The following is a 20,792-nucleotide window of genomic DNA, read 5'->3' as shown; positions in this document are numbered from 1 at the left end:
AGCTGACTGCTGGCAGCTATCTACTGTCGACTGCCTTTATTGCTCCATAATCTGTAACTGCCGTGATCTCCATGGTATTTCTTCTCATGCGGCCAGTATATTCCCTCAGGTCGATGACAATGACGATGATATTATCGGTGCTCCCGTGATCGAGGGCCTTTTTGACTATCCTATCGGCCCCTTTCTGAGGATCCGTTGACTGTCTTACCTCCCGGATAACATCTTCCGGCGTTAGGACGTCCCAGACACCATCACAGGCAAGGACTGCATAATCATTCTCCTTTCCAAGATACCCTTCTGCAACCCTCGGTTCGGCGATCACATATGGTTTCAGATGTAAATCTCCCAGGGCCCTGCTTACAGCAAGTACCCCCTGCACCCTCGGCGTCCCGATACGCGTCACCTCTCCACCGAGGGCCTCGATTCTCCCGGTCTCACCGGATAGGGTGGGCTTGTGGTCAACAGTAAGGACAATCACATTGCCTTCCGTCCCGATGATAACCCTCGTATCCCCTGCATTGGCTGCAATGAAACGGTCTTCCATAATATAAAAATGAGCCGCTGTCGTACCGCTTTGTATGTGCCTCTCGAGGAGGTGATTATCGACGGCCAGGTAGGCATCCCTCAAGAGATCGGTGTCCTTCCGTCGATCCCGCAGTGATTTTCCCATTTCCCGTGCCCTGTTGTGCATGAAATAAGGCGTGAGCATCTCGACGGCTATACGTGATGCAGTCTTACCACCATGGCCATCATATATCTCGGCTCCGAAAAGATGTTCTTCGGGTCTTTCGTAGATTGCGTGCTCATCCTCCATGCTCTCCCGCCAGCCGATCGTCTCGCTTACACCGTAGCGAATATTCATGATACATATATTTTACCATAAAATGATGCGCTACTGGATACTTGGTGCTGGGATACCGGGTACTTGATGCTGGATTTCTCGCTTGATACTGCTATCAGTTATCAGTAAAAAACAGGCTAAGGTTGAGGCTAAGGTTAAGCTCACCCTGTTTCTCTCAACCTCAACCTTAACCTGATTTTTCTTGCTATGCACTAAGAGCTGTTTTTCTTGTTGTGAGCTATTGTTATACGAAATACTTGCAATGGAGGATATGAAATTCTATAATAAGAACTTACATGAAATTCGAAGATGGACTGAAAAAACTTGAGAACATTGTCAAGACCCTTGATGATGGTAAGATTCCCCTTGATGAAGCCCTGAACCTTTTCAAGGAAGGGCTTACGTTGACCAAAGAACTCTCAAAAAGACTCGATGAAATAGAGAAAAAGGTCGAAATACTGATAAAAAAAGAAGATGGCGCCATAGAGAAAAAACCGTTTTTACAGGAAGAATAGTGGATCTCTCTACATACCTGCACGACAAAAAGATTATCATAGAAAATACCCTGAAGGAGATCTGCGCTTCCTTTGTTTCAACACCGGGTGTTTTGAGAGATGCCATGGAATACATGTTATTCTCCAATGGCAAGAGGATACGTCCTGTCCTTGCGGTCGCGACCTGCGAGGCCAAAGGGAAAAGCAGCGATGACATCCTTCCCTGTGCCTGCGCCCTTGAAATGATCCATACATACTCCCTCATCCACGATGACCTTCCGTGCGTAGATAACGATGACTTAAGGCGCGGGAAACCTACATGCCATAAGGTTTTCGGCGAGGCGCTCGCGGTTATGGCAGGAGATGGTCTCCTTACAGAAGCCTTCAGGATCATTACCGATACCCGTTATACGGAGAGACTGAACCCGAAGGTCCTCAAACAGATCATTTTCGAGATAGCCAGCGCCGCCGGAGCAGAAGGGATGATAGGTGGACAGGTCATGGATATACTCTATGACGGCAAGGAAGGATCAAAAAACATTCTCCAGTACATCCACATGCACAAAACCGCCACGCTCATCAGGGCATCCGTCAGGATCGGGGCCATTGCGGGAGCGGCAAAAGCCAAGGAGCTGAAGGGTTTCACGAAATACGGCGAATGTATCGGGCTGGCATTTCAGATCATGGATGATATACTGGATACCGAGGGAGATGAAGAGATTGTTGGAAAAAGGTTAAAAAAAGACACGAACAAACAGACCTATATCAAACATTACGGTATCCTCGCGTCAAAGTACAAACTCGAACAACTCGTCAATGAAGCAATACTTTCAATCGATTTTCTTGGAGAAAATGCCCGGATACTGAAAGAGATTGCCCAATACATCGGCAACAGGGTTTCATAATGCTCCTCGAAAAGATCCATTCACCGAAAGATTTAAAAAAATTCACGATCCCGGAACTTATCCGGCTTGCTGAAGAGATAAGGCCCTTTATCGTTGATGTTATTTCCAGAACCGGCGGTCACCTTTCATCAAATCTCGGCGTAGTAGAGCTCACCATTGCGCTTCACTACGTATTCGATACGCCGGAGGACACGATCATCTGGGATGTGGGCCACCAGTGTTATACCCATAAGATCCTCACGGAAAGGCAGGACAGATTCAGCACAATCAGGCAGAATGGCGGGTTAAGCGGCTTTCCCCTCAGGCAGGAAAGCAGCTATGACACCTGGGATACAGGCCATGCAAGCAATTCCATCTCCATTGCCGTGGGTCTCGCAGAAGCAAAAAAGAAAATGAACAGGCACCATAAGATCGTGACCGTTATCGGCGATGGCTCCCTGACAGGAGGCATGTCCTTCGAGGCCCTGAACCACGCGGGTCACCTCAAGAGCGACATCATTGTCGTCCTCAATGACAATGAAATGTCCATATCAAAGAATATCGGCGCCCTCTCTTCCTACCTGAACAGGATGATGACAGGGGAGTTCATCAGCAATATCAGGGAGGAGATCAAAAACATTACGAAAAAACACCCCACTGTATATAAAGCGGCAAAACATTTCGAGGAGGCTATCAAGGGATTTTTTATCCCCGGGATACTCTTCGAGGAACTCGGTTTCCAGTATTTCGGACCTGTTGACGGACACGATCTCGGCAACCTCACGGATACCCTGAAAAACATCAAGCGATTCAAAGGCCCGGTCCTGATCCATGTCATAACAAAAAAAGGGAAGGGCTATCCTTACGCGGAAGATGACCCTGAAAGATTTCACGGCATCTCAACGTTCGAGATGACGACGGGAAATTCCATCCGCAGCGGTTCCCGCACCTACACCGACGTCTTTGGCGATACGATCGTCGAGCTTGCGAAAAAAGATGAAAGGATCGTAGCAGTCACGGCAGCGATGGGGCTCGGTACGGGGCTTGATAAGTTTTCCGGCCTCTACCCTGAACGATTCTACGACATCGGCATTGCCGAGCAGCACGGGGTCACATTCGCCGCCTCCCTCGCCCTTGGAGGTTTAAGACCATTCGTTGTCATATATTCAACCTTCCTCCAGAGGGCCTTCGACCAGATCATTCTCGATGTCTGTCTCCAGAACCTCCCGGTTGTGTTTGCCATTGACAGAAGCGGGATCGTAGGCCAGGACGGGCCTACCCATCACGGCGCATTCGATCTTTCCTACTTCAGGCATATCCCCAATATGGTACTCATGGCGCCAAAGGACGAAAACGAGCTGAGACACATGCTCTACTCTGCATATCTTTATGAGTGTCCCGCGGCAGTACGCTATCCGAGAGGTGAGGCCCCGGGTGTACCTATCGATGAACAATTCAAAGAGATACCGCTTGGCACCTGGGAAGTTCTCAGGGAGGGCGCCGACATGGCGATCATTGCCTGCGGCAATATGGTACATCCGGCATCGTTGGCAGCAGAAGAGCTTGCCGGCGAAGGTATAGAGTGCTCGGTTGTCAACGGACGATTCGTAAAACCGATGGACAGAGAACTACTCCTCCGAATCGCGCAACAGACGGGGCGCATCCTTACCATTGAAGAGAATACAATTATGGGTGGTTTCGGAAGCGGCATCATGGAGCTCTTATCAAAAGAAGGGGTGGCGCTCCCCGTAAAATGTCTCGGCATTCCCGACACCTTCATAACCCACGGCAGTCAGAACAGTTTAAGAAACAGGATCGGTCTGGACAGGGAAGGTATCTCAAAGGCAATACGAGAGTGGCTAAAGAAAGAATAGACGTCATCCTCACAAAAAAAGGTCTCGCTCCATCCCGCGAAAAGGCAAGGATATTCATAATGGCAGGGGAAGTATACGCTGCGAACGAACGCGTTACAAAACCTGACCAAAGGTATTCCGAAGACGTCGCCGTCGAGATAAAGAAAAACCCTGTCCCCTACGTAAGCTACGGCGGGGTCAAGCTCAAAAAGGCCCTGGAAACCTTTCAGGTTATCATTGACGGAAAAAAGGCGCTCGATATAGGCTCATCAACGGGAGGGTTCGTGGAATGCCTGCTGGAGGCAGGCGCAACGGCAGTCCACGCCGTGGATGCCGGCACTCACCAGCTTCACGAGCGCTTGAGGAACGACAAGAGGGTAACCCTGAAGGAAAACTGCAACGCCAGATACTTACGGTTTGACGATATCGGCGAGACAGTGGATCTCATCACCATTGATGTCTCTTTCATATCCCTCAAAAAGATACTCCCGCCAATAATCCGGTTTCTGAAACCGGGGGGCAGGATCATCTCGCTCGTCAAGCCGCAGTTCGAGGTCGGGAGATTCGAGGTCGGGAAAGGCGGCATCGTGAAAGACGGAGAGAAGATACAAAAGGTCATGCAGGACATCCAATCCTACGGAAAATCCCTTGGCATTGTCCCGGTAAATGTGGTAGAAGCACCGAGAGAGAAAGAAAAAAAGAACAGAGAGTATTTCATCCTATGGGAATTCCAAAAGACCCAAACCCAATAAAACTTTTCTCAAGTCTCATCTTCAGAGAGGAAGCCGTGCTCCACGATGCCTTGAAGATGCTCGGGGACAAGATAGGTATGATCCAGGAAAAAAACCAACCCACAGCCTTTTCCCACACAGACTATTACGAGAAAGAGACAGGAAAAGACCTTCTACGCGTGTTCATCCTTTTTGAGGAACTCTTTCCGAGGGAACTGCTCCCTCAGATCAAATTAAAGACAAATGAGATAGAACTCGCCTTCTCGGAGAACCACATGAGAAGGGTGAACATTGACCCTGGATATATCTCCCTTGAAAATGTTATACTCGCGACGACGAAGGGTTTTGCCCACAGGATCTATATCGGCAGCGGGATATACGCCGATCTGACTCTCGCGTACAGCAGCGGAACATACAGACCGCTCGAATGGACATACCCGGATTACAGCGAGGCAAAGACAATCTCCGTCTTCAATGAATGGAGAGAAAACTATAAAAAGGTGCTGCGATGCCAAAAAGTATGACAGGATTTGCAAAACTGGAAACCGAATCCCCGGAAGGAAAGCTTTACGGAGAGGCCCGGGCATTAAACAGCCGTTACCTCGAGATCAGCATCAAGCTCCCCAGGGCCGATTACCTCTATGAACAAAAACTGCGAGAGATCGTCAAGCGCTATATCAAGCGGGGTAAGGTTGACGTTACAATAAAATGGGAACGGTCAACCGAACAGTCCGGTATACAGAAGATAAACGAAAGCGTTCTCGCGCAATATGTGGAGATGGTAAAAACCTTAAAGGAAAAATACGCGCTGAAGGGTGATCTGACGATCGATAATATCTTCAGTTTTAAGGACATCTTTTTATACGAAGAGAACAATAACATCAATGAGGACATACTGATGAAATCTTTCGAGAGCCTGCTTATACAGCTCAACCTGGAAAGAGGAAAAGAAGGAGAACTTATCAGGAAAGACCTTGCGGCAAGGGCAGGCGCTATTGCGTTGAACATCTCCGCGGTCGAAGAACGATGGCCCCTGACAATCAGAATGCACGAAGGTAAATTGCGGGAGAGGATCACGGAGATCGTAAACACATCATCTGTTGACGAGACAAGGGTGCTGCAGGAACTGGCAATCTATATGGAGCGCCTCGATATCTCTGAAGAGATCGTGCGGCTGAAGGGTCACATTGAAAATTTCAGGGATACCCTTGAGTCGGATGATCCCATAGGGAGAAAACTCGATTTTATTATCCAGGAGATGGTAAGGGAATCGAATACCATAGGAAGCAAAGCAAACGATCTTTTTATTAATGAACGGGCCATCCAGATAAAGGTAGAGATTGAAAAGATACGCGAGCAGGTGCAGAATGTGGAGTGACTTACGTCAGGCAGGGAGCGGGGAGCAGATGCCTTTACTGCCTACTGCCTACTGCCTACTTATTGCTCTTTGATATTAGCAACGGTGACGAGTGTGGATACTAAGAAAAAGGGATGTCTGATTGTGGTTTCGGGGCCTTCGGGGGTTGGGAAATCAACGATCATAGAGAGATTCTTAAAGAGCGATACCAACAGCAGGTTCTCCGTCTCTTACACGACAAGACAGAAAAGGGACCGCGAGATAAACGGAAAAGATTATTACTTTGTTGACAACAGGACCTTTCAGGAGATGCTGGAAAAAGGACTCTTCCTCGAATGGGAAAATGTCCATAACTATCTTTATGGCACGCCGAGACAGGAAGTGCTGGACATAATGCAAAAGGGCATTGATGTTATCCTTGACATCGATGTCAAGGGCGCCCTCAGTGTCAAAGAAAAATGCGCAAACGCCCACCTTATATTCATTGCACCGCCCTCAAAAGACGAGCTTATTGAAAGACTCACCCTGAGAGGAGAAAAGGAAATCGCTTTAAGAATGAAAAGCACAGAAGAAGAGATTGCACAAAAAGATCAATTCGAGTATACTATTACCAACATTAAACTCACTCAGGCATATGAAGATTTCAAAAAGACGATAGAACATGTAAGGAGAACGGTATATGGCAAGAATAACTGTTGAAGATTGCATGGATACGGTGGAGAACCGCTTCGAGCTTGTCCACCTGGCGGCAAAAAGGACAAAACAACTGATAAAGGGCGCCAAACCGCTTGTAAAGTCTTCCAACAAAGAGATCGTGACGGCGCTGAGGGAGATTGCCGACAAAGAGATCTACTTTGAGAAGAAGGAGATCCTTGAGGAAAAAGAGGCCCCCTACCAGTTATCAAATTTCGCACCGTAACGAAACCACCGCTTCAATCCTAATGCTGATAATACCCAAACACCAATAACCAAGCTCCAATTAATCACCAATACCCAATATTCAATAACCAAATAAAGACTTGTAGGTATTGTTTCCCGTTTGGTGATTCGGTCATTGGTTATTGGGTATTAACTGGTGATTGATGTTTGGTTATTGGTTATTTTTTCTTTTTTTTGACTTAAGTCAAGGCACGCTGATTGATCCCGCCTTATATTTAATACAATGAAACAAATAAAAACAATCAAGGAGGGATATATGTTTTGTTATCAGTGTGAACAGACGGCAAAAGGTGAAGGATGCAGTAAAGTGGGTGTCTGCGGTAAGCAACCCGATGTGGCAGCGCTTCAGGACCTTCTGGTATATCTGCTCGAGGAGCTCTCTTATTATGCCGTGGAGGCGAGGAGGCTGGGGTTAGCCGACCGCGAGGTCGACGTCTTTACTGCCGAGGCGCTCTTCCATACGCTGACAAACGTCGATTTCGATCCATCACGGCTCACATCGCTTATCCGGCAAGCCGTTAAACTGAGAGACGGGCTGATGGATACAATAAAAACAAAGGGCGGTAATATTGGTTTTCCGGAAGGCCGCAGCCTTATAAAACCTGAAGTATCACCTGACGGACTCGTAAGGCAGGGGGAATCCTTTGGGTTGAAAAGCCTGGGGAACGCGAACCCGGATATCACCTCCCTCATACATACCCTTCTCTTCGGGCTCAAGGGGGTTGCAGCATATGCCTACCACGCACAACTTCTCGGGAAGGAAGACGATGCCGTATACGCTTACATCCACGAGGCATTAAGGGCGATCCTGGAGAATACGCTGTCTCTTGATGAATGGCTGTCGATGGTCCTTAAATGCGGGGAGATCAACCTGAGGGCAATGGAGCTTCTCGACGCGGCGAATACGGACTCCTACGGTCATCCTGTGCCGACGAAGGTACCCCTCGGCGCGAAAAAGGGCAAGGCGATACTTGTATCCGGCCATGACCTGAAAGACCTTGAAGAGATCCTGAAACAGACAGAAGGCAAGGGGATATATGTATACACCCACGGCGAGATGCTCCCCGCCCACGGTTACCCAAACCTCAAAAGATACGAACACTTCTATGGACATTACGGCACCGCCTGGCAGAACCAGCACAAGGAATTCAGCGCATTTCCCGGCGCTATCCTGATGACCACAAACTGTATCCAGAAACCCCTCGACTCATACATGGACAATATCTTCACCGCCGGCACTGTTGGGTGGCCCGGCGTCAAACATATAAGCGACGGGAATTTCAAACCCGTTATTGAAAAGGCGCTCTCGATGAAGGGATTCGATAATGACAAAAACGGCAAATCGGTGATGGTCGGATTCGCGCGGAATACGGTAATGAGTGTTGCCGGCACGGTCATAGAGGCGGTAAAGAGCGGGAAGATAAGACATTTCTTCCTTGTTGCGGGCTGTGATGGCGCAAAGCCGGGCAGGAACTACTATACGGAATTCGTGGAGAAGGTGCCGAAGGACTGCATCGTCTTAACCCTTGCCTGCGGCAAGTTCCGCTTCTTCGACAAGGACCTCGGGGACATCGGCGGCATCCCGCGACTTCTCGACATAGGGCAGTGCAATGACGCCTACTCCGCCATACAGATCGCCGTCGCCCTTTCCAAGGCCTTTAACGTGAGCGTCAACGAGTTGCCCCTTTCTCTCATCCTGTCATGGTACGAGCAGAAGGCTGTGGCGATCCTTCTTACGCTTCTTTATCTGGGCATCAAGAACATGCGTCTCGGACCGACTTTGCCTGCCTTTATTACACCCAACATACTCGATGTTCTCGTGAAGAATTACGATATAAAACCAATATCGACACCGGAGGCAGATCTGAAGGCAATACTGGGGCAGTAAAACAAACAGAGGGCGGAGGGCATGGGGCAACTTATTTGAATTGTGCATCTTTCACTCTTCGCTCTTTGCTCTCAGCTAACAAGGAGGTCATCATGAAGACGCAGAGAAAGATAGTGAATATAGACGAGGACCGTTGTAATGGGTGCGGACAATGTGTCTCCGCCTGCGCAGAAGGCGCGATAGAGCTCGTAAACGGCAAGGCAAGGCTTGTATCGGAAAACTACTGTGACGGGCTTGCCGCCTGTCTCGGCGAATGCCCTGAAGGCGCAATCAGCATCGTTGAACGGGAGGCTGACGCCTTCGATCCTGAAGCCGTCGAACACCGTAAAAACAGCGAGGAGCGGAGAGCTGAGAGCGGAGAGAAAAACATCAAAAACACTGAACCTGAAACTCGAAACTTGAAACTTGAAACTCACGGTTCTTTACCGTGTGGCTGCTCATCAACACACCTCCAGACGTTCGGAACCACCTGTGAAGCAGCAAATCAACCTGTTTCCCGGTCGGATATGTCCTCGGCCCTCTCCCACTGGCCTGTGCAGATCAAACTCGTTCCACCGACAGCTCCGTTCCTGAAAGGCGCCGATCTCCTTGTGGCGTCTGACTGCACACCCGTTGCCTGTCCGAATTTTCATCGAGACTTTCTCAAAGGCAGGACAGTGCTTCTGGGGTGTCCAAAGTTCGACGATACAGAAGAATACATCAATAAATTTGCCGATATCTTCAGAACAGCGGGTATCCGGAGCATCACCATCCTGATCATGGAGGTCCCCTGTTGTTCAAAGATGCCGCTCATAGTACAACAGGCAATGGCCCTGGCAAAAAAGAATATCCCCGTCGAGACCGTCATTGTAAGCCCAGGAGGTACTATCGTTAAGAGACAAAAACCGGCAGCGTAAAACGCAGAAGATGAGAGGATGAGAAGGTGAGAGGTTGAGAAAACCCGTAATTCGTAAATCGTAATTCGTAATTGGATAAACCCCGTGGAAGGTGATAGGTAATAGGTCATTGCGAGCGAAGCGCAGTACGTTGTCATTGCGAGCTCGCAGGGCGTGGCAATCTCAATGGATGAGATCGCCACGTCGCTTCGCTCCTCGCGATGACGATATAACAAGAACCTCGTTCCTGAGTTTTCCACCCTCTGTTTCGTCCCTCGTCCTTCGGTTCTTCCCCTTCCGCCTGACGCCTCACGCCTTACGGGTGTATTGTTATCTGATTAATGTTGACCGCTATTATTCCGTGATTTACAATAAACAAAATCCATTGTCAGGAGAACAACGATGAAAAAGATCCTCGTTATATGTCTGTTTGCGATTACTATCTGCGTAGCATATCCGTACCCATCCCGGGGAACTGACCTGACACTAAACAATACCCCCACGATAGTCTGTTTCAGCCCTGGAGGGAAATGCACGAATAAGATTATAAAAGAGACGGAAACAGCGACACGGGAGATCCTTGTTCAGATGTTTTCGTTCACCTCGGCGCCATTGAGAAACGCCCTCGTGAAAGCACAGAAACGAGGGGTAGATGTCGGGGTCATCCTTGACAAGGGTGAACAGAAAAACCGGCAATATAAAACAGCAAAAACCCTTTCGAAGGGCGGCGTATCTGTCTACATCGACGATAAACACACAAATTCACACAACAAGATCATGATCATCGATCGCGAGACGGTCATTACCGGCTCTTTCAATTACACCTATCCCGCGGAGAGCAAGAACGCGGAAAACATCCTGATCATTAAATCCGGCGAGCTCGCCAAGGTATACGCCGACAACTGGCTCAGCCACAGGCAGCATTCAAGGAAATACTAACCGGATAGGTTCATGGCAAATCGTATATAGTATATCGTATATAGTAGTTCGTACATCGAGGCTTTAAACATCGCGTCATTGCGAGCCCGCAGGGCGTGGCAATCCCATACATGAGATCGCCACATCGCTCCGCTCCCCGCGATGACAAGAGAAAGCTGACAGTTTTCATAAGATTTTGCTCAGAATTTCTATATACGATATACGAATTACGATATACGGTTTGCTACGAGCTGTGTTTCGCCAGGACTTCCTCCAGCATCTTTCCCAGTTTTGCCTCTTCTGTCTCGTCCGCATATTTCGGGCGTTCCACGTCCGGGAAAAGGCTGAATATCCCGTTCATGATCACCTCTGCGTGAGGGGGACAGCCCGGAAGATGTACGCCCATCTCAGCGTTATGCTGCTGGCAGATGCCCATGAAGATGTTTCTCGCGCCTGGATCGATCTTTTCTTCTGTATCGGGGCCAAGGTAGATATGTACCTTTTTATCGAAGGGTCTGTCGATGAGAAACCTGCTTGCATCCCGGGGGTCGCCTCTACGCAGTTTGTTGAGGACAAAATGGAGATAGCCCCGGCAGCCCGAGCAGGCATTGCCCGCGTGAACGCTGATATCTCTTCCGCCCCCTATATTGATCTCAGGCAGTTTGAAAGGACTCGCTACCTCATCAATTGAAGGACCGATAACGGCAATCCGATCGGGGTCAACGGAACCCAATCCCTGCATATATGCCATCCATACCGGTGGGGACATGACTGGATCAAGGCCCATTACCCTCATGGCAACTGCGTCAACAGCCACGGGGTTTGTGCCGCCGATTAAAAGATCCATTTTCTTTGGAGTACCCGATACGGGTCCAAAACCTTCCTGTCCTGTAAGGCCGTCGATAATGATGAGGTCCGGTTTCACAAGGTGATGGATATTGACAAGACTCTGCCAGAGGCCGAAAAAATGGCTCATATATTTTTCAAGGGGAGGAACAGCGCCCTGGAGGCTCTTGACACTCAGGGATACAGTTGCGGCAAAATGCATCTTCAATACAGGGACGTTAATGATTACATCGGCATTTTCTATTGTCAGGGGGATCTTCCGCGAGGACATCCTCTTTTCTCCCGGTACGGCCTTTTCTACCAGCTCGTCGGTATTCAGGTCCACGAGACTAATCTTTTCCGGATCCATCTCAACCAAACGGTCATATCCATAAAGGGTAAACATCTTCCCCGTCGCGCTCCTGTTGATCGATGAGCCTTCGGCTATGATAATCTTTCCGGCTACGGGAAGAAGGAGTTCGATGAGGGTCCTGACAAGCCTCACATCCGTTACAATACCGCCCTTGCAGACACCATCTTGCATCCCGTGGTCGCTGACGAGGTTAGGCTTGATAACCACAGACTGCCCCTTCTTAACGAACTTGCCCAGACCACCGAGATTATCTATGAGGTTCTTCAGGCCTCTTTTAATCTCTCTTTCCGACCGCGTCTCGGGAATCTTTTCAATCGCCACCCGTTCTTTTTTCATGTAAGGCCTGCAGGGCTTGACTCCGGCCAATCTCCTGAAGAGGACCGAGGTGCTTAGCTCCAGCTTTCTCAATAATAATCCATCAATATTTCTCGTCCGGATAGGCCGGAATCCGTATTCAACCATCCAGCGGTATTTCCCGGCATCTGTTTTCAAGACCTCCGCCGCGATGAGATTCTCTCTCACAATGAGGGCATCCACCATCTTTGGCTCAATCTCCTTTCCTTTCCATTTCTCTGTTGCCAGTATCTCTTCGATGGTGCTTGTTCCGGTATTATAGATGATCCAGCCGGCCGCTTTGTGATCCACCGTTGCCGTATAGGCAACGATATCAGGGTTTTTCAGCCATTGCCCCCATTTAAAAGTTGCATAATCGGAACCCCTTTCGACGGTTTCGTAATAGTTACGGAGGTTTTCATAAAATATCTTCGATGGTTTGCCCTTCTTGAGCGTAATACCTGATGTCATGTTTCTCCTCCCTGTTTCCCGCGCTGTCCCGGAGACAATCAACCGGTCCTTTAGATTATCACAATAGAACCCTGCGGGCAAGACGGATGACGAAACGTAACAGACCGTATTTCGTATATCGTATCTCGTATATCGGTATTGTAAAGAAGACCGTTCGGCATGATGCGTTCGGCGAGAAAGGCAGCTCATGGTTCATAGCGAACCCGATACTCGATGATGATTATCGATGTTCGACACTGACGGCTTCTTTAGCTCTCAGCTCTCCGCTGCCTTTCTTACGGGTTTATATTGTTATCCCAGCCGCTTTTTGAATCGCGCTGCGCTGAGCGTGAGTATCGTCAGGCCAAGCAGGAGAAGGGCGAGGATCTGCGTCCACAACACATTGAAGCCGGCGCCTTTCAAAAATATGCCCCGGACGATCACGAGGAAATACCTGAGGGGGTTCAGATAGGTTATGTACTGGAATATGGCCGGCATATTCTCTATGGGGGTTGCAAACCCGGAGAGGAGTATGGCCGGCTGGAAGAAAAAGAACGTTGCCATCATCGCCTGTTGCTGTGTCTTCGATATGGTCGATATAAAAAGTCCTATACCCAGGACGGAGAGGAGGTATACGCCTGTGCACAGGAAGAGGAACAGTATCGCCCCCTTGACAGGTATATCAAACCAGAATACACCGACTATTGTAACAAGGAGCATATCGACAAAACCAATGGCGGCAAAGGGGATTGTCTTCCCGAGCATAAGTTCGATAGGCCGTATGGGTGTTACCATGAGCTGTTCCATGGTACCTACCTCTCTTTCCCTTACTATTGCCATTGATGTGAGCATGAGGCACGTGAGCATGACAATGAGGGCTATCACTCCGGGAATATTGTAATTTCTGCTCTTCAGGTCAGGGTTATACCACACCCGCGGGCGAAAATCGATCCCGGCAACCTTCACCTTTACCGGCACAGACGTCATATCCTTCGAGTATCCCGCGATCACCGTGTTTATATAATTCATGGCGATCATCGCCGTATTCGAATCGGTGCCGTCAACGATCACCTGAATCTCTGTCTGAATACCTTTTCTCAGGTCTTTCCCGAACCCCCTGTTGACCTGTATTGCGCAGAGCGCCTTCCCCCTGTCAAGAAGGTCCCGGACTTCATCCGGCGATCCGGGCGCATACTCAATGGTAAAATATCCCGATGACATAAGCCTTCTCGAAAGCTCCCTGCTTTCGGAAGACCTGTCGAGATCATACAACGCCGTTGGAACGTTGTTAACGTCGGTTGTAGCTACATATCCGAACATAACGAGCTGGATCATGGGGGTGACGAAGATAAAGAATATCATCCTCCTGTCCCTGAATGTCTGTAAAAATTCTTTAACAACAAGATTGCGAATGCGCTCAAACATGGTCATTCAATCCTTTTCCTGAATTTCTTGTTTGCGATAAGAAAGATAAGGCCGGCATAGATCACAAGGAGGGATGTTTCCATAACGAGCAGTCTCAACCCTATGCCTTTTAAGAATATCCCCTTGAGGATCGTCACAAAGTAACGTGCGGGGACAACATACGTGACGGCCTGGAGCGGCTTCGGCATGTTGGATATAGAAAAGATAAACCCTGACAACAGAAATGAAGGGAGGAAGGAGCTGACCATGGCCATCTGGCTTGCCGCGGTCTGTGTTCTTCCCGCTATTGAAATAAGTATCCCGAAGCTCAAGCCTCCGATCAAAAAGATACTCGAAAGCGTGATCAGCAGAAAGGGGCTCCCCCTCAGGGGGACTCCGAACAAAAGGGTGCTCATCAGGATCGTCAGAACGGTATCGATGAGCCCTATCAGGAAATAAGGGATCAGTTTTCCGATAATCAGCTCCGGCGTCTTCAAGGGCGTTGATATGAGCTGTTCCATGGTTCCCCTGTCCCATTCCCGCGCAATGGTTAGCGAGGTAAGGAGCGCGATGATCACAGACATGATCACCGCTATCAGCCCGGGGATAATGAAATTCCTCGATTTCAGTTCCGTGTTATACCAGACGCGGCTTCTTGAATCTATGAGAGGCCTTGCTGTGCTTATTCCTGTTCTCCGTGTATACTGTGCAGATATTGCGGCAACGTATCCCTGGGCGATGTTTGCCGTATTCGAATCACCGCCGTCGAGGATCACCTCGACCTGCGCGCCCCTGCCTGTCCGCGTGTTTTTTGAAAAATTGTAAGGGATCACTATGGCAACCTTTGCCTTTCCGGCATCGAGATAGGGATCGATCTCGTTGTACCTGTCGAGATAAGAAATGACGCTGAAATAGCCCGACTCTCTGAACTCCGCAATGAGTTCCCTGCTGAGAGGGCTTTTATCCATGTCGTAGACGACCGTGTTAATCTTATCGACATCAAAGGTTATGGCATAACCGTAAATAAAAAGAAGAATAACAGGCATTAAAAACGCCATTCCAAGGCTGAAGGGGTCACGGCCTATCTGGATAAACTCCTTCTTGATTATCGCCTTGATCCTTAATAACCTCACACCAACTCCTTTATGCCGGCCATATCCTCTCATGTAATACAGGTTACCCGATAATACAGGTTGCCAGTATTCAGGAGGTCTCTATCAGTGCAACAAATACATCTTCAAGCGACGGCACGATCTCTTCAACCCTGCCGACACCTATATGTTTTTCTTCCAATACCTTTTTGATACGCGGAATATCCCCTATGGCATCTTCAACGGTAGTGTGGATCGTACTTCCAAAGATTGCCGCGTCAATGTCGCTTCCCAGCAGTATCTCCAATGCCTCGACGGTCCGGTCAACCTCTATCTCCAGCACGCTCCGCTGCATGTATTTCTGTCGCAGCTCAACCGGTGTTCCCTCGGCAACAATCCTGCCGCGATAGATAAGTGCAAGCCTGTCGCAATAATCCGCTTCATCCATATAATGGGTGGTAACAAAAACAGTTGTGCCGGCCCCCGACATCCCGTTAATAAGGTCCCAGAAATTACGCCTCGATATGGGATCTACCCCCGATGTTGGTTCATCGAGAAAGATAATGGGCGGTTCATGAAGGATTGCGCAACCCAGTGCAAGTCTCTGCTTGAAGCCTCCCGCCAGCGTTTTCGTGACGGCATCATTCCTGTTCCTGAGTCCCGCCATCTCAATGACCCATTCTTTTCGACCGGCCCTCTTATCCTTCGGCACATTATAAACACCGCTGAAAAAGTTAATGTTTTCTTCCACGGTGAGGTCGTCATAAAGAGAGAATCTCTGTGACATATATCCTATGATCTTTTTTATCTCTTCTGATTCCCCGATGATATCATATCCGCCTACCGTACCTCTTCCGCCTGTGGGCATCAAAAGTCCGCAGAGCATCCGGATCGTCGTCGACTTGCCTGCACCGTTGGGCCCGAGAAAACCGAATATCTCACCCTTCTTCACGCTCAGGTCTATATTATCCACGGCGATAAAATCTCCGAAGGTCCGTCGCAGACCTTTTACCTCAACGGTAATATCTTCTTTGTTCACGCCTATCCCCTGCCTTCTTTCCTTTTTGCCATAAACCGTCAATCATATGTTATGAACTGTTCCCGACCATGAAGATAAATACATCCTCGAGGGAAGGGGTAATCTCCCTCTGACCCTGTATTTCAAGATCCCTCTTGCGGAACTCTTCCAAAACAGTGTCAATAATATCTCTTTTTTCAACAGCAATATGCAGTCTATCGCCATACATGTTGACGCTCCGGACCCCGGCCATATTGGCAATGATCGATTTGAGCCCTCTCGCGTCCGGTGATAAGACCTCGATCATGGGCATACCCATAGTATCCTTGATCCTTGCCGGCTCATCGGCCATCAAAATGGCGCCTTTGTGAATAAGCCCTATCCTTGTACAGCGTTCCGCCTCGTCGAGGTAGGCAGTAGATACAAAAACGGTTATCTCTTCCTTCAGGAGGTCGTAGAGTATCCTCCAGAAATCCCTTCTTGATACAGGATCGACACCGCATGTCGGTTCGTCAAGAAAAAGCACCTCCGGTGTATGAACGAGGGCGCAGGCAAGCCCGAGTTTCTGTTTCATGCCGCCTGAAAGATTACCTGCAAGCCTGTCCCTGAACGCGGTGAGGTTGCTGAAGCCAAGGAGCCTTTCAATCCGCGGCGGCCTCTCCTTCCGGGACAATCCGTACAGATCGGCATAGAAATGAATATTTTCAATAACGGTGAGGTCCTCATAAAGACCAAACCTCTGGGGCATATAACCGATCCTTTCCTTGATCTTTTCTCCTTCATGTATGATGGAATGTCCGGCAACCCACGCCTCTCCTGAGGTCGGCTGCATTATTGCGGCAAGAAGCCTCATGACAGTTGTCTTGCCGGCGCCGTCAGGTCCCACGAGGCCGAAGAGTTCGCCTTTCCGGACCTCGATATTGAGGTTCTCCACGGCAGTATTTTTGTCAAACACCTTTGTAAGATTGTTTGTCTTTACGGCAATGTTTTCGTTCATCTTCGTTATGAGCCGCCGGTCCCGCTCATCGCGGGAAACCGGGAACTACTCAAGATAGATCCTCACGTCTGCCGGCATACCCGGTTTCAGTTCGTCATGCTCGTTTTTCACGCGGATCTTGACGCCGAAAACCAATTTCACCCTCTCCTCCTGAGTCTGGACACTCTTGGGGGTAAACTCCGCCTCGGAGGAAATATAAGTAACAACACCTTCATAAAACCTGTCTTTGTAGGTATCGACCGTTATCTTCGCCTTCTGTCCGAGTTTCACGAGGCCAAGCCTGTCTTCCCTGACATAGACCTTTATCCAGGGACTTGCGAGATCACCTATCGTAACCACGGGAGTCCCCTGCGCCACGGTCTCGCCGAGCTCGACATTTTTTCGCAGGATTACACCCGATACAGGGGCATATATGACCGTATCCTTAAAGCGTTCCCCGGATGTGTTCAGCGCGGCCCTGGCCTGTTCCACGCGATGCTCAGCCATCTTTATCTCTTCCTTTCTCGGTCCCTCTTTGACAAGGCTCAATGTTTCCAGTGCATTTTTGTGAAGCGCGGCCCGGTTGTCGTAGGCGCTTTTTGCCGTATCGAACTGGGAAGCAGATATGGCGCCATTCTTATAGAGCATCTCCGCCCTTTCATAGTCCTTCTTTGCCTTGATCAGCTCAGCCTCCTGGGAGCTTACATTCGCCTTCGCCTGCCCTATCTCCTGGAACCTCGATCCTGCCTGCAATTCAGATAGACGCGCAGCAGCTTCCTTCAGCGCCGCCCTGTTCTGTGAGACAACACCGGCAAGCTCAGCATTATCAAGCCTGGCAAGGATATTACCCTCTTTGACCCTGTATCCTTCATCTACGGGAAGTTCAACGACCCTTCCCGCGATCTTGAATCCCACATTCGTTTCAGTCACCTCCACATTACCTGAAAGCAGCATCACCCCTTCCTCGCCCCTGTTGCCGAATTTATATATCAGGAAAACTGCTGCGGCTATGACGATCACAGCCCCGATCACGATAATCTTTTTTCGTTTCATCGCTTACCCCCGCGGTCTTGCCCACAGCCGGCAGCAGGGACATGGCTGACATCATATGATAAACTGTTGTCGCCTGTTATATACTCCTCGGTGCTTACCGGTCTATGGGCCATGAGCTAATAATTATCCTCTCCTATCGCCTTCTTCAAATATGCAACGGCCGCCTCTTTATCGTAAAGCGCCTGGTAATACTCTGTCTCTGCCCTTAAAAGTGCGGTCCTGGCATCAATGACATCCGTACTGGTACCGGCCCCTGTGTCATATTTCAGGAGCTCCACCCTTAGATTCTCCCGTGCGCTTGCAATCGCCTTTTCCGTGACGTCAATCCTCTCTTTTGCATTGGCAATATTCAGATGCGCGTCTCTTACCTCCCTGGCGATTACAAGCCTCAGCAAACGCTCCTCCTCTTTTACCTTTTCAAGCTCATTTCTCTCTTTGTCTACCTCTGATCGTATAAGGCCTCCGTCAAAAACGGGGACTACCAATCTGACCCCGACATTCCAGTTCTCCTTGAAGGCAAGGCTATCTCCTGCCCTGCCGGTATATTCCCCTGCCGCATATATATCGGGAAATCTCTTTCCCTGGGCAACCTTGATCCGCTCCTCGCTGATCATCTTTTTCTTTTCAACGGCTTTATAGTCCGGCCTCTGGCAAAGGGCTTTGCCGATACTGCCTTCAACGTCAGGCAGGGTATCAGGGGAAGGCGCCATGTGGACGATGGAGATCTTTCTCTCCGTATCGTCGATGCCCATGAGTGTTTTAAGCAGCTCATAGGCGCTATCAAGACTGTTTTTTACGAGGAGCCTGTTCTCTTTTGCATGAGAGAGCTCAACCTCTGTCTTTAAAAGGTCAAGCGGAGGGACAGTGCCTGCCTTCAAAAAAAGCTCTACATTTTTCCTATGAGTCTCAAGCTGTCTTACCGATGCCTCATTGGCAGTCAAAAGTTTCTCAAGCTGAGCGATCTTATAATAAACACTTGAGAGGTTATAGACAAGCTCCTGTTTGTTCACCGTATACGTGTCCTCTGCCACGGCCTTTTTCATCTCCGCGATCCGCACCCCCCTGTAGAGACGTCCGCCTTTGAATAAAGGCAGCCGGACGAATAAACCCGTATCATAAACGTTTCTCTCAAAGTCAGGGAAATCTGCTCCGGGACCCAGAGGCCCGGAGATTGGAGTAAGCGGCGAAGGGTAACGGTATCTGACGGCACCGCTTCCGAAATCAAGCTTTGGCATCCTTTCGGACCTCGCCGCATCAATGCCGTACAACTCAGTTTCGATATCCTTCCCGGATATTCTGATCCTCGGGTTGTTCTGAAGGGCATAGTGGATAATCGAGTCAAGGGTATATGTGTTAAGGACAAGTTCCTTCGCAAGAGAAAAACCTTGAAACAGGGAAAGGTAGAGGATAAGGGTGAGGCCTGTGATGCCACATGCGTATCCCATCCGTTTTTTTCTCAAAGTCCTGAAACAGGTTTGACTCATCTTTTTTCACCTCCCTTCCCATCGGCAAAAGACCCTATGGCATGTAATGAAAATCCGGCAATGTGGTCTGCTATTGCCTCTATCTCCTTTGGACCGAATTCCTGTTGCTGGAAAAGTCTCTTGATGACAGGAGCAGCGTAAAGAAAATACAGGCACTGGCCCACAATACTCGCCGAACAGAGACGTACCGTTTCTTCCTTCGGCTTCCGTCCAAGGAGTTGCCTCACGATCGAGGACAGACGTGTAAAGAGCGGACGGATCGTCTCTTCAACGACCATGTCCAGGGCGTTTGTGGGCTCGATATATTCCCTTGCCATGAGCCTTCCAAACCGCGAAACCTCCCCTTCGCCAAGGATGCGCGTAACGAAAGACCTGATGAATGCCCTGAGCCGTTCTTCTGGCGGGTCAGTGGAGGCGGTGCCGAAATCAAGCGGGTACTTCCGGAATGCGACCTCCTGCCGGTATTGCAGAAGTGCCAGATAGAGACCCTCCTTGTTCCTGAAGTGGTAATTTACAGCGGCGACATTTACCCCTGCAGACCTGCATATCTCACGTATCGTCGTGTTCCTGTATCCGGATGTTGCAAATACCTCGCCGGCAGTTTCAAGGATCCTTTTCCTTGTATCCGCAGGTGTCTCGTGGGTCCCGTTCGTCTTTTCCATTGTATCAAACGCCTGTTTAAAACATTAGTTTTATTCTATTGTTTAAAACAAGTGTTTTAATTTGTCAAGACTATTTTGATGATTATGAATGAAGATAGCCGTCAGCGGTCATCACACAGCCAACAGCAACAAATATGGTCTGTCTGGTCTATTTAGTCTGTCTGTATTTAGTCTGTCTGGTCTATCTGGTCGTTTCGTTGATAGTGAATAGGGCGTGGTGAAAACCTTGTCCCTCGTTACTCGTCGCTTGTCACTGGTTTGAACCAGTATCAAGCGACGAGCGACCAGCATCTGTTCCCCTCATTCTCTGCCCTCAGCTCTTACGCTCTTCGCTATAATGTCA

General features: G+C 49.2%; 20 protein-coding genes. 11 read left to right on the top strand and 9 right to left on the bottom strand.

Annotated elements, in window-relative coordinates:
* Positions 1-16 precede the first annotated feature (16 nt).
* Positions 17-862, bottom strand: coding sequence for a PP2C family serine/threonine-protein phosphatase (locus tag PHU49_02595; protein MDD5242884.1), 846 nt, complete (start codon positions 860-862; stop codon positions 17-19).
* Positions 863-1,137: 275 nt separating this feature from the next.
* On the opposite strand from PHU49_02595, the gene xseB reads away from it, so the two are divergent.
* From xseB to PHU49_02540, 11 genes are all read left to right on the top strand, one after another.
* Entirely contained in the window at positions 1,138-1,356 is a 219-nt protein-coding gene (gene xseB / locus PHU49_02590; protein ID MDD5242883.1) for an exodeoxyribonuclease VII small subunit, read from the top strand.
* Positions 1,356-2,240: a polyprenyl synthetase family protein gene (locus tag PHU49_02585; GenBank protein MDD5242882.1), complete on the top strand. Its 885-nt coding sequence runs from the start codon at positions 1,356-1,358 to the stop codon at positions 2,238-2,240. Before xseB ends, PHU49_02585 begins: the two co-directional genes overlap by 1 nt.
* Positions 2,240-4,093: a 1-deoxy-D-xylulose-5-phosphate synthase gene (dxs, locus tag PHU49_02580; GenBank protein ID MDD5242881.1), complete on the top strand. Its 1,854-nt coding sequence runs from the start codon at positions 2,240-2,242 to the stop codon at positions 4,091-4,093. The genes PHU49_02585 and dxs overlap by 1 nt, the downstream gene beginning before the upstream one ends.
* Positions 4,075-4,824, top strand: coding sequence for a TlyA family RNA methyltransferase (locus PHU49_02575; protein MDD5242880.1), 750 nt, complete (start codon positions 4,075-4,077; stop codon positions 4,822-4,824). Before dxs ends, PHU49_02575 begins: the two co-directional genes overlap by 19 nt.
* Positions 4,794-5,327: a DUF4416 family protein gene (locus tag PHU49_02570; GenBank protein ID MDD5242879.1), complete on the top strand. Its 534-nt coding sequence runs from the start codon at positions 4,794-4,796 to the stop codon at positions 5,325-5,327. The genes PHU49_02575 and PHU49_02570 overlap by 31 nt, the downstream gene beginning before the upstream one ends.
* Positions 5,312-6,181: a YicC family protein gene (locus PHU49_02565; GenBank protein ID MDD5242878.1), complete on the top strand. Its 870-nt coding sequence runs from the start codon at positions 5,312-5,314 to the stop codon at positions 6,179-6,181. The genes PHU49_02570 and PHU49_02565 overlap by 16 nt, the downstream gene beginning before the upstream one ends.
* Before the next feature lie 93 nt (positions 6,182-6,274).
* Complete coding sequence (gene gmk, locus PHU49_02560) at positions 6,275-6,859, top strand: guanylate kinase (protein ID MDD5242877.1); 585 nt, start codon at positions 6,275-6,277, stop codon at positions 6,857-6,859.
* Positions 6,840-7,079, top strand: a complete 240-nt coding sequence (rpoZ, locus tag PHU49_02555; protein MDD5242876.1) for a DNA-directed RNA polymerase subunit omega — start codon at positions 6,840-6,842, stop codon at positions 7,077-7,079. Before gmk ends, rpoZ begins: the two co-directional genes overlap by 20 nt.
* Before the next feature lie 276 nt (positions 7,080-7,355).
* Positions 7,356-8,987, top strand: a complete 1,632-nt coding sequence (gene hcp / locus PHU49_02550) for a hydroxylamine reductase (GenBank protein ID MDD5242875.1) — start codon at positions 7,356-7,358, stop codon at positions 8,985-8,987.
* Between the two features lie 92 nt (positions 8,988-9,079).
* Complete coding sequence (locus PHU49_02545) at positions 9,080-9,883, top strand: 4Fe-4S binding protein (GenBank protein MDD5242874.1); 804 nt, start codon at positions 9,080-9,082, stop codon at positions 9,881-9,883.
* Between the two features lie 381 nt (positions 9,884-10,264).
* Positions 10,265-10,801 carry a phospholipase D family protein gene (locus PHU49_02540; protein MDD5242873.1) on the top strand — a complete coding sequence of 179 codons (537 nt, stop codon included), beginning with the start codon at positions 10,265-10,267 and terminating at the stop codon, positions 10,799-10,801.
* Positions 10,802-11,024: 223 nt separating this feature from the next.
* Here PHU49_02540 and PHU49_02535 read toward each other — a convergent pair whose 3' ends face one another.
* From PHU49_02535 to PHU49_02500, 8 genes are all read right to left on the bottom strand, one after another.
* Positions 11,025-12,782 carry a DUF362 domain-containing protein gene (locus PHU49_02535; protein ID MDD5242872.1) on the bottom strand — a complete coding sequence of 586 codons (1,758 nt, stop codon included), beginning with the start codon at positions 12,780-12,782 and terminating at the stop codon, positions 11,025-11,027.
* A gap of 291 nt (positions 12,783-13,073) precedes the next feature.
* Complete coding sequence (locus PHU49_02530; GenBank protein ID MDD5242871.1) at positions 13,074-14,186, bottom strand: ABC transporter permease; 1,113 nt, start codon at positions 14,184-14,186, stop codon at positions 13,074-13,076.
* Between the two features lie 2 nt (positions 14,187-14,188).
* Positions 14,189-15,298 (bottom strand): ABC transporter permease, encoded by a 1,110-nt coding sequence (locus PHU49_02525; GenBank protein ID MDD5242870.1) that lies wholly within the window; start codon positions 15,296-15,298, stop codon positions 14,189-14,191.
* Between the two features lie 70 nt (positions 15,299-15,368).
* Entirely contained in the window at positions 15,369-16,295 is a 927-nt protein-coding gene (locus PHU49_02520) for an ABC transporter ATP-binding protein (GenBank protein MDD5242869.1), read from the bottom strand.
* 49 nt (positions 16,296-16,344) lie between these two features.
* Complete coding sequence (locus PHU49_02515) at positions 16,345-17,271, bottom strand: ABC transporter ATP-binding protein (protein MDD5242868.1); 927 nt, start codon at positions 17,269-17,271, stop codon at positions 16,345-16,347.
* 45 nt (positions 17,272-17,316) lie between these two features.
* The gene (locus PHU49_02510) at positions 17,317-18,303 is read right to left on the bottom strand and encodes an efflux RND transporter periplasmic adaptor subunit (GenBank protein ID MDD5242867.1); all 987 of its coding nucleotides are present in this window, start codon (positions 18,301-18,303) and stop codon (positions 17,317-17,319) included.
* A 116-nt stretch (positions 18,304-18,419) separates the two neighbouring features.
* The gene (locus tag PHU49_02505; GenBank protein MDD5242866.1) at positions 18,420-19,787 is read right to left on the bottom strand and encodes a TolC family protein; all 1,368 of its coding nucleotides are present in this window, start codon (positions 19,785-19,787) and stop codon (positions 18,420-18,422) included.
* Positions 19,784-20,449 (bottom strand): CerR family C-terminal domain-containing protein, encoded by a 666-nt coding sequence (locus PHU49_02500; GenBank protein ID MDD5242865.1) that lies wholly within the window; start codon positions 20,447-20,449, stop codon positions 19,784-19,786. Before PHU49_02500 ends, PHU49_02505 begins: the two co-directional genes overlap by 4 nt.
* Between the last annotated feature and the right edge of the window lie 343 nt (positions 20,450-20,792).

Source organism: Syntrophorhabdaceae bacterium, from assembly GCA_028713955.1.
Lineage (GTDB): Bacteria > Desulfobacterota > Syntrophorhabdia > Syntrophorhabdales > Syntrophorhabdaceae > UBA5609.
Note: the sequence above shows the minus strand (reverse complement) of the source record. Positions and strands in the feature narration are given on the sequence as shown.

Excerpts from the sequence above, each read along its gene's own strand:
- PHU49_02500 (MDD5242865.1), bottom strand. The coding sequence starts at position 20,449 with ATGGAAAAGACGAACGGGACCCACGAGACACCTGCGGATACAAGGAAA.
- PHU49_02595 (MDD5242884.1), bottom strand. The coding sequence starts at position 862 with ATGAATATTCGCTACGGTGTAAGCGAGACGATCGGCTGGCGGGAGAGC.
- PHU49_02510 (MDD5242867.1), bottom strand. The coding sequence starts at position 18,303 with ATGAAACGAAAAAAGATTATCGTGATCGGGGCTGTGATCGTCATAGCC.
- PHU49_02545 (MDD5242874.1), top strand. The coding sequence starts at position 9,080 with ATGAAGACGCAGAGAAAGATAGTGAATATAGACGAGGACCGTTGTAAT.
- PHU49_02530 (MDD5242871.1), bottom strand. The coding sequence starts at position 14,186 with ATGTTTGAGCGCATTCGCAATCTTGTTGTTAAAGAATTTTTACAGACA.
- xseB (MDD5242883.1), top strand. The coding sequence starts at position 1,138 with ATGAAATTCGAAGATGGACTGAAAAAACTTGAGAACATTGTCAAGACC.
- PHU49_02540 (MDD5242873.1), top strand. The coding sequence starts at position 10,265 with ATGAAAAAGATCCTCGTTATATGTCTGTTTGCGATTACTATCTGCGTA.
- PHU49_02565 (MDD5242878.1), top strand. The coding sequence starts at position 5,312 with ATGCCAAAAAGTATGACAGGATTTGCAAAACTGGAAACCGAATCCCCG.
- PHU49_02570 (MDD5242879.1), top strand. The coding sequence starts at position 4,794 with ATGGGAATTCCAAAAGACCCAAACCCAATAAAACTTTTCTCAAGTCTC.
- hcp (MDD5242875.1), top strand. The coding sequence starts at position 7,356 with ATGTTTTGTTATCAGTGTGAACAGACGGCAAAAGGTGAAGGATGCAGT.
- PHU49_02535 (MDD5242872.1), bottom strand. The coding sequence starts at position 12,782 with ATGACATCAGGTATTACGCTCAAGAAGGGCAAACCATCGAAGATATTT.
- PHU49_02515 (MDD5242868.1), bottom strand. The coding sequence starts at position 17,271 with ATGAACGAAAACATTGCCGTAAAGACAAACAATCTTACAAAGGTGTTT.
- dxs (MDD5242881.1), top strand. The coding sequence starts at position 2,240 with ATGCTCCTCGAAAAGATCCATTCACCGAAAGATTTAAAAAAATTCACG.
- rpoZ (MDD5242876.1), top strand. The coding sequence starts at position 6,840 with ATGGCAAGAATAACTGTTGAAGATTGCATGGATACGGTGGAGAACCGC.
- PHU49_02505 (MDD5242866.1), bottom strand. The coding sequence starts at position 19,787 with ATGAGTCAAACCTGTTTCAGGACTTTGAGAAAAAAACGGATGGGATAC.